At 69.3% G+C, this 3,993-nt stretch carries 4 protein-coding genes and 3 pseudogenes; 1 reads left to right on the forward strand and 6 read right to left on the reverse strand.

Annotation, left to right across the window (positions count from 1 at the left end; genetic code table 11):
- The 4 genes and pseudogenes from CM1CMNOD_RS13610 to CM1CMNOD_RS13625 form a co-directional block, all read right to left on the reverse strand.
- Positions 1-349: pseudogene (locus CM1CMNOD_RS13610) on the reverse strand (HAD family phosphatase); the annotation flags it as partial.
- Positions 350-585: 236 nt separating this feature from the next.
- Positions 586-987, reverse strand: coding sequence for a type II toxin-antitoxin system VapC family toxin (locus CM1CMNOD_RS13615; RefSeq protein ID WP_013874179.1), 402 nt, complete (start codon positions 985-987; stop codon positions 586-588).
- Positions 984-1,229, reverse strand: coding sequence for a hypothetical protein (locus tag CM1CMNOD_RS13620; protein WP_013874180.1), 246 nt, complete (start codon positions 1,227-1,229; stop codon positions 984-986). The genes CM1CMNOD_RS13615 and CM1CMNOD_RS13620 overlap by 4 nt, the downstream gene beginning before the upstream one ends.
- Positions 1,230-1,298: 69 nt before the next feature.
- On the reverse strand, positions 1,299-1,760 hold the full coding sequence (locus CM1CMNOD_RS13625; protein WP_043603704.1) for a flavodoxin family protein: 462 nt from the start codon (positions 1,758-1,760) through the stop codon (positions 1,299-1,301).
- Between the two features lie 143 nt (positions 1,761-1,903).
- On the opposite strand from CM1CMNOD_RS13625, the gene CM1CMNOD_RS21820 reads away from it, so the two are divergent.
- Positions 1,904-2,338, forward strand: coding sequence for a hypothetical protein (locus CM1CMNOD_RS21820; RefSeq protein ID WP_013874182.1), 435 nt, complete (start codon positions 1,904-1,906; stop codon positions 2,336-2,338).
- A 384-nt stretch (positions 2,339-2,722) separates the two neighbouring features.
- Here the strand turns inward: CM1CMNOD_RS21820 and CM1CMNOD_RS23200 are convergent.
- Together CM1CMNOD_RS23200 and CM1CMNOD_RS13635 are read right to left on the reverse strand one after the other, a co-directional pair.
- Positions 2,723-3,499: pseudogene (locus CM1CMNOD_RS23200) on the reverse strand (sucrase ferredoxin); the annotation flags it as partial.
- A gap of 127 nt (positions 3,500-3,626) precedes the next feature.
- Positions 3,627-3,993, reverse strand: a pseudogene (locus CM1CMNOD_RS13635) (hypothetical protein); the annotation flags it as partial.

Consider the following 3,993-nt stretch of genomic DNA (forward strand, 5'->3'; position numbering starts at 1 on the left):
TAAGCGCCATTGAGCCATAGCGTTCCTGCTCACGCTCGCGCGCACCGACGAAACTGTTACTGAGGATTCCCGTACGAAATCGTGACCGGAGCCCCCGGAACCATTCGAAAAGTTCGACGTTCAACGTCCCCAGATATTCCTCCCACATGAGTGCCCAGAAGCTGGTCATCTGGTCCTCGGAGAGACTCAACCGGACGCGAACAGCGGCGATCACCTCGGCCTCTGACATCGTTCCCACCGAGCCCGCGAGGAAGACGTCATGCAGCTGCTCGAAGACAGTGCCCGCCGCCAGCCCCGCTTCCCGTTCCCATCGCCGCACCCATTCGGTCGGCGGCGTCACTTCCAGCACACCCCCGATGTCAAGAACAACGCACCGCACGTCCATTCGTCGGATTCCTCGCCGATATCGACGCCAACGTCGGTGATCACCGACGTCCGGCACGTCGTCTCGCGCGGGCGAACCGCCGGCCTTCCCACATGATCTGCCTGACTCGTCCGGATCACGCGGGCATCAGGCTGGCCGCGACCGTCGCTCCAAGGGTGCCGGGTCCATTGGTCATCCCCAGGGAAGCGTGCCCGCTTCTGCTACCGGGTGACGATGACCGTCGCGCGGTGTCCGGCAGCATTTTTGATCTTGGTGTCGCCTGTGAGCAGTTCGCAGCCGAGTGCTTCGGCGAGCGCGATGTAGGCGGCGTCGTAGGCGCCGAGGTTGTGCCGCAGCTCCCACAGCCGGGGGTGGTAGGGCCAGACCGGATGACGGGTGATCCGCAGGCGCGCGTAGTCAGCCAGCATCTGCTCGCCGCGATGGTCAGTGATCTTCTTTCCGGCGGCAAGCCCGCGGACTGTTGACGCGACCTCGACGTCGAGATGGTGCGGGGCGTGCAGCGTGCGCGGGGCGGACAGGCGCTGCCGGAGCACCTCGTCGCCATTGCGGACGGACAGCACATCAATGACGAGCGAGCAGTCAACCACGTACGTGAGGGTCAACGCCGTCCCTCGTCGCGCGCCGCGAGGATGTCGTCCATGGTGAGCTCCACCGGTTCCCTGTCGCGGGCGATGCGGGCGATGACCTCGGCGTTGGTCTCCGTGGCCGCGTCGGCATCCATCAGGTCCCGCAAGTACCCGGACAGTGACTGGCCGAGCGATCTAGCGCGTTCGCGGAGGACCGCGAGCGTCGTCGGATCGACATCGCGCACCTGGATGATGCCCACGTCGGCGGACTCGCTCATACGTCCACGCTACCACGCGTTCATGCATGGCGCATGAATGCATCCTCGGTGCCCAACCAGACCCGAGCGCTACGGCATCAGGCTCGCCGCCGTGCTGGCGCCCAGCTCCCAGCATGCCTCCCGGTCCTTCGCGTCCGGGGTACCGATCACCGTCACCGGCTCGCGCAACCGCCGCCAGCGCAGGCCGGTAGCGATCGACTCCACCGCCCGCACCGCACCCATCGTGTCGTTGTTGCCATGCACGTACAGCGCGTAAGGGCGGCCGACGGTGACGTCCAAACAGGGGTAATAGGCTTGATCGAAGAAGTGTTTGAGGGCACCGGACATGTAGCCGATGTTCACCGGCGTGCCGAGTAGGTAGCCGTCGGCGGCCAGCACGTCGACGGCCGTGGCGACAAGCGCGGGGCGGACCACCACGTCCACGCCCTCAATCGCGTCGTCGCGCGCCCCGGCGAGCACGGCCTCCAGCATCGCCTGCATCGTCGGCGACGGCGTGTGGTGGACAACCAGCAACATCGGCATCGCGCCGATCCTACGCGCCGCACTTCAGCCGAGCGGCTGACGATCAGCCCTGCAGAAGGCTCGTGTGCCGGCCAGCCAACGCGAACCCGAACAGCCCGCCGACGCGCGGCCCGATCCCGGCCAATCGACAGTGGATTCAGAGGAGACATGACGTGGGGAAGCGTCCTGCTGCGCTGGTACGTCTGATCCGACGCTCGCCGCGTGACGGTGATGCACCACGCGGCGACCTTCTTCACTCCAGGGTCGGATTTCTCGCCGTCACCGTGGCGACCGTTCTGTGGGCGTTCGGAGCCAGCGTCGCCGGCAGGTTGTTCCATGCCGGAGTCACACCCCTCGAACTGGTGGAGGCACGAACCTACATCACCGCCGTGGGCCTCGGCCTGCTCAGTTATGTCTGGCACACCCGCGACGGCGATCGAGCGTCTGTCGGTGGAAACACTCCCCGGTTCGGGCACACCCTCATGTTCGGGCTGGCGGTGGAAGGCAACGTATTTCTGTCTGACCACCCACGGCGCTGGCGGGAAGCTCACGGTGCCGAATTTCCCGCTGGTGGAAAAGATCGGGCGGATGCCGACGAAATACCCTGAGTTCCGCGGGTCCGTCGGATCTCGATTGAGCGCAGAGACAGTTCGGGACTGGTTTTTTCGGCGTGGTCCAGGGCTTCGCCGCAGAGCGGGACGGGGACGTTTCGGACCACCGCGACGGACGCGGTGGCTGTTGCGGCGCCGGTCGGTCCCTGCCAGGCCAGCTCCACCGTTGCCAGTCGGCCTGTCGGCGGCGACCTCGGTACGGGAGGCGGTGAGCTCGTGGTCGAGCCAGCCCCAGCCGAAACGCTCGAACAGCTCCCGCTCGGCCACCTGCCCCCACTGGTCGAGCGCGGTGCTCCCCCGGTACCGTCCGCGCAGTTCGGCGGGGGTGCTGGCGCGCCGTACGATCCCGTCGAGGGCCGGGGCGTCGAGGAAGCCCCAGGCCCGTCCGTCCGGGAAGGTGAAACCGGTCGGGGCGAACCGGTGTCCGCCGGTGTGGCTGCACCGCCGGACCCGCACGCCGGGCCAGGCCGACGCCACGTCGAGCTGCAGACGGGTGCCGATCCGGCCGCAGCAGCGGTCCCGCTGGCCATGGCCGCACAGCAGGACCTCGACGGGAGCGGGCCGGGCCGTCGCCCACGCACCGGTGCCACCGGCGAGGTCGGAGCTGAGATCACGGTCGAGGAGGCCGAGGATCCCCTCGGTGAGACGATCCCGGGGGACGATGTGGTCGCTGCCCTGGAAACCGTTGGAGTTCCGGCGGCGCCAGAGCGTGACCCGGACGTCGGGCCGTCCTCCTTCATGATCGATACTGGCGTCCGCTTCCACCGTGGTCGCGGCCTGGCTGTCGGCGACCGTGGCGGGGTCGTCGGCCGGCGCGACGGCGAGCAGCCGAACCCCGCGTGGCAGGCCGCGCATGACGTCGGCGAAGGTCGGTATGTCGCCGACGTCCCGTGGCCATGGTGGCGGCGTCTCGACGAGCACGAAGGTGTCGCACACCAGGGCGGAGCCGATCGGGTCGACGCCCTGCTCCCACGTCCACTCGGAGCAGCGCACCGACAGCGCCGAGGACGCCGTTCCGACACTGGTCACCGTGCGTCCTGTCCTTGCGGCATCTGTGACCTCCGGCAGCGTGAACAGCGGCATGAACGCAGCACGGCCGCGCCGCTGTCGACTCGCCGGCCGTCCCGCTCCGGCGGGTCCGGCAGGTCCGACGACCATGAGGACGCGTACCGGTCGCTCCTGGGCGAAACGGCCACCGGTCACCTGGGCGGCGCTGCCACCTGTCCGGCCACCGTACCTGCCGCAGCGCCCCTACCTGCTGCAACGTCTCTGCTCAGGCTCCCTGTCAGGGGCCGACCGCCTGGGTGGGCACCGGCACACTGGTCGACGGCGTCGGCGTGACCGGCGGCGGTGGCGGTGGCTGCTCGGTGTGAACAGGCGGCGGCTGAACGGACGGCGGCTGAACGGACGGGCCGGTTCGCGGCGGCGACGGCTGTGCCGTGACGCCGGTCGTGGCCACCGCCTTCGGCCGGGTGACGCGGGGCGGGAGCACCTTGGGCACGGGCGGCAGGGAGCGCGACCCGCCGCCGGCGGTGGTCCCGGCGGTGGTCCCGGCGGCGGCCGGCCCCTCACCGGTGGTCGCGGGCGGCACGTCCGCGGAAGGCTCCGGAGCGGATGGCCAGACGGTCGGGGCGGGTGGCGCGGTGCCGGGA

The sequence above is a fragment of the Protofrankia symbiont of Coriaria myrtifolia genome (assembly GCF_900634755.1).
Taxonomy (GTDB): Bacteria; Actinomycetota; Actinomycetes; order Frankiales; family Frankiaceae; genus Protofrankia; species Protofrankia coriariae.

Excerpts from the sequence above, each read along its gene's own strand:
- CM1CMNOD_RS13620 (WP_013874180.1), bottom strand. The coding sequence starts at position 1,229 with ATGAGCGAGTCCGCCGACGTGGGCATCATCCAGGTGCGCGATGTCGAT.